This window comes from Winogradskyella sp. (assembly GCF_965656915.1).
Lineage (GTDB): Bacteria > Bacteroidota > Bacteroidia > Flavobacteriales > Flavobacteriaceae > Winogradskyella.
The window spans coordinates 1-4,213 of record NZ_CBFHMI010000094.1; the positions used below are offsets into that span (position 1 = coordinate 1).

The following is a 4,213-nucleotide window of genomic DNA, read 5'->3' on the forward strand; positions in this document are numbered from 1 at the left end:
GGTGTATTCTGTTTCACTCATAACTTCATAGATTTAATTATACTAATAAGTTACGAAAAATATAGAATTGTTACATGATAATTATCATGCATTAAAATATTTGCTATTCCAAATTACGGTATTAAAATTTTTTCCTGCTGCAAAACCATAATATAAAACGATAGCTGCTATTGCCTTGAACATAAAGAAAAATATCATACCAGCATCTGCAGAATTAGGTTTGTTAGAAAATATTCCTTCTGGAAATAAAGCCGTCGCAAATAAACTAACGATTAAGGTTGCTATGATGAGATTACCAAAACTTTTGTACGGCCACATCAGTATTTTTCTAAACGGACTTAAATCATTTCCCCATTTGTGGATTAAATAATAATAACCATTACCGATTGGAGCAAAAAGGAGTGGGTCGTCAGCGTTTTCTAATTTAAACAACTTTGAAGGAGCAATTATTTTAAATCCCTTTAATTCTGTATTGTGAGATTTCTCTAGAGCCTTAATTTTAGATATGGCTTCGTAGGGCAGTGGTCCTTTAAAATACTTCGAATCTAAAAACCGTAACCTGTAATCAATACAAATTTTCTTAATCTGATCTATATGGTAAATATGATCAGTTTCCAACAAGTCAAATTCAAAATTATTAGTGTCAGATGGTGTATTTGAAGAAAGAATTTTTAATACTACATTATCTTTTCTATTGTCTTCTTCTAATATATTTTGAACATTTTTCAGAATGAAATCTTCAGAGGTCTCTTTCGTTTTTAAGCGTTGTAGTCTCTCTTCAATATTTGTCTTTTTCAATAGCATAAGCGTTTTTTTTATAAAAATAATAATCAAACTAATGAAGCACAAGTCTTTAACAGTTCTGTTTAAGCTTTGTTATGCAAATTTCTTGTTTTCCCATCAAAGGTTGAACAAACCAATATGAATTACCATTGTTTAAAACAATTCTAAATAAGTTAATCATTGAAAATGCCTATTAAAAAATAAAGAGATATTATCTCTAGCATTTCAGCACGTTGATTAATTTCATAATTTTGAAGGATAAAATTAATTTTAATAAAAAACAGAAGATATGAGTAAGCATGGCGAAGCATTTGACCTTAATAATTCAGATGCTAGTAATTGTCCTTTTCTAAGCGGTGACCTAAATGGTACTGCTGGTCACGGTACAAAAAATAGAGATTGGTGGCCAAATGAGCTAAAGCTTAATATATTAAGACAACATGCTAAAAGGAATCATCCTTATGGGGAAGATTTTAATTACGCTGAAGCTTTTAAAAGTATTGATTATGAGCAATTAAAGAAAGATCTAACAGCATTGATGACGGATTCTCAAGACTGGTGGCCTGCAGATTATGGGCACTACGGAGGATTAATGATTCGTATGGCGTGGCATAGTGCTGGTACCTACAGAGTTGGTGATGGACGTGGAGGTGCTGGTACTGGTAACCAGAGATTTGCACCAATTAACAGTTGGCCAGATAATGGTAACTTAGATAAAGCGCGTTTGTTGTTATGGCCAATTAAGCAAAAGTATGGTGCTAAATTATCTTGGGCTGATTTAATGATATTAGCAGGTAATGTGGCATTAGAGTCAATGGGATTCCCAACATTTGGTTTTGCAGGAGGACGTGAAGATATTTATGAACCAGAGCAAGATGTATATTGGGGAAGTGAAACGGAATGGGGAGAAAATGCAGCACGTTATGATGGTGAAAAAGACCCTACAAAAAGAGACTTAGAAGATCCTTTAGCTGCAGTAATGATGGGTTGGATTTATGTGAATCCAGAAGGACCAGATGGAAATCCCGACCCTATGACATCAGCACATGATGTTAGAGAAACATTTGGCCGAATGGCAATGAATGATGAAGAAACTGTTGCACTTGTCGCGGGAGGACATACCTTTGGTAAGGCACATGGTGCTGCAGATCCAGGTCAGTATGTTGGTGTAGAGCCACATGGCGCACCAATGGCAGAAATGAGTACAGGTTGGAAAAACACTTATAAAAGTGGTGTATTAGAAGATGCTATCACTTCTGGTATTGAGGGTGCGTGGACACCAGATCCAACGAAATGGGATGCTGACTATTTTGATGTATTATTAAACTACGATTGGGAATTAACTAAGAGTCCTGCTGGAGCACATCAGTGGACTCCAACTGCTGAATCGAACGCTAGAACGGCTCCGCGTGCAGGTGGTGAAGGACAACAACCTTTAATGATGACTACTGCTGATATAGCACTTAAAACAGATCCAGCATATCTCGAAATTTCAAAACGTTTTCTTGCGGATCATAAAGCTTTTGAAGATGCCTTTGCACGTGCCTGGTTTAAGTTAACACATCGTGATATGGGCCCTAAAGATAGATATGTTGGTCCAGAAGTACCAGCAGAAGAGTTAATCTGGCAAGACCCTATTCCGAAAGTCAATTACACCTTAAGTGATTCTGATATCGATTCATTAAAGAAAATGATATTGGCATCTGGCTTAACAGTGTCTGAAATGGTAAAAACAGCTTGGGCTTCGGCTTCAACATACAGAGATTCTGACAAGCGTGGTGGTGCTAATGGTGCTCGAATTGCACTTGAGCCTCAACGCAGCTGGAAAGTCAATAACCCTGAAGAACTTGAAAAAGTATTGAATGTCTATCGTGGAATTCAAAACGAATTTAATGGAGAGGTTTCACTAGCAGACTTAATTGTTCTTGCTGGTAATACTGGTGTCGAAGAGGCAGCCAAAAAAGCTGGTCACAAAGTGTCTGTACCTTTTTCTCAAGGTAGAGGCGATGCTACCCAAGAGATGACAGATATCGAACAGTTTAATTATCTCAAGCCTGTTGGTGATGGATTCAGAAATTATCAAAACGCCAATGCAGATGTTAAAGCAGAGGATTTATTAGTTGATAAAGCTAACCTTTTAACATTGACTATTCCTGAAATGACTGTGTTACTTGGAGGAATGCGCGTAATGGGAGCAAATTTCGATAATTCTGACTATGGAGTGTTTACAAATAATGTAGGTAGTCTATCTAATGATTTCTTTAAAAATATTTTAGATATGACCTACACTTGGAGTGAAACTTCTGAAGAGGAAACGCACTTTGAAGGTCGTGATAGAAGAACTGGTGAGTTGAAATTTAAAGGAACAAGAGCAGATTTAATTTTTGGTTCTAATACTGAGCTAAGAGCTGTTTGTGAAGTTTATGGCGCAAGTGATGCTGAAGCAAAATTTGTAAATGATTTTATTGACGCTTGGTCAAAGGTTATGAATTTGGACCGATTTGATTTAAAATAAAATTGGTTTTAGAAATAAATTAACAATAAAAGGAATGTGCAACTTAATGCACATTCCTTTTTTAATCTTTACATATGAATGCACAAGAACTATTTTTCAGAACTATTCAGTCTGGTAATATTGAGAATGTAAAATTACAGTTACAAAATAATCCTCACATAGTAAATAGTGAAGATGCTAGAGGATTTACACCTCTTATATTTGCTACTTACTTTGATAAGGTAGAGATTGCAAAAATTCTTATTGACAATCAAGCGGATATTAATGGAAAAGATGCTTCGGGAAATACAGCACTTATTGGAGTTAGTTTTAAGGGTAATTTGAATTTGGTTAAGCTCCTAATTGAAAATAAAGCTGATATCAATGCAAAAAATAATCTAGGTACAACAGCGTTAAGTTTTGCAGTACAATACAATCAGGAGGATGTTGTTAAAATACTTTTAGAAAATAATGCTGATATATCAATTAAAGACAATGATGGTAAGACGGCATTAGATTATGCCATTGCTAAAGGTTTTACTCATATATCTGAGCTTTTAGCCTAGAACGATGTTTTAAAGGTGAATATTAAAGCTTGCCCTTGAGCATTTTTATTTTTATTCTAAACGCCGCAAAAAGTAATGTCATAAATGGACTTATGATACTGAAAAAGGCGTAAGGTATATAAGCTGTTGCTCCAGCATATCCAAACAGTACTTTAGAGTGGTAAGCACCACAAGTGTTCCAAGGAATTAATACAGAAGTTACTGTACCAGAATCTTCTAGTGTTCTACTTAAGTTTTCTGGAGCTAAACCTCTGTCTTCGTAGGCTTTTTTAAACATTTTACCTGGTACTACTAAAGCTAAATATTGATCTGATGCTGTTAGGTTTAAGGCAAGGCAACTTGCAACTGTACTGGCAAACAACCCAAATAG

At 35.3% G+C, this 4,213-nt stretch carries 4 protein-coding genes; 2 read left to right on the top strand and 2 right to left on the bottom strand.

The features are described from left to right. Positions 1 to 84 precede the first annotated feature (84 nt). On the bottom strand, positions 85 to 804 hold the full coding sequence (locus tag ACTG3Y_RS13170) for a hypothetical protein (protein WP_439153383.1): 720 nt from the start codon (positions 802 to 804) through the stop codon (positions 85 to 87). A 268-nt stretch (positions 805 to 1,072) separates the two neighbouring features. Between ACTG3Y_RS13170 and katG the strand changes: the two genes are divergently transcribed. Both katG and ACTG3Y_RS13180 read left to right on the top strand, forming a co-directional pair. Next, positions 1,073 to 3,298: a catalase/peroxidase HPI gene (gene katG, locus ACTG3Y_RS13175; RefSeq protein ID WP_439153384.1), complete on the top strand. Its 2,226-nt coding sequence runs from the start codon at positions 1,073 to 1,075 to the stop codon at positions 3,296 to 3,298. Between the two features lie 74 nt (positions 3,299 to 3,372). Next, a complete protein-coding gene (locus tag ACTG3Y_RS13180) occupies positions 3,373 to 3,843 on the top strand; it encodes an ankyrin repeat domain-containing protein (RefSeq protein WP_439153385.1) in 471 nt (156 codons plus the stop codon). Between the two features lie 22 nt (positions 3,844 to 3,865). Here ACTG3Y_RS13180 and ACTG3Y_RS13185 read toward each other — a convergent pair. Beyond that, a partial coding sequence (locus tag ACTG3Y_RS13185) for a Na+/H+ antiporter NhaC family protein (protein WP_439153386.1) occupies positions 3,866 to 4,213 on the bottom strand: 348 nt, incomplete at its 5' end.

What these genes read in the sequence shown, in the direction of transcription:
- ACTG3Y_RS13170 (WP_439153383.1), bottom strand. Translation starts at nt 804, where the DNA reads ATGCTATTGAAAAAGACAAATATTGAAGAGAGACTACAACGCTTAAAA.
- katG (WP_439153384.1), top strand. Translation starts at nt 1,073, where the DNA reads ATGAGTAAGCATGGCGAAGCATTTGACCTTAATAATTCAGATGCTAGT.
- ACTG3Y_RS13180 (WP_439153385.1), top strand. Translation starts at nt 3,373, where the DNA reads ATGAATGCACAAGAACTATTTTTCAGAACTATTCAGTCTGGTAATATT.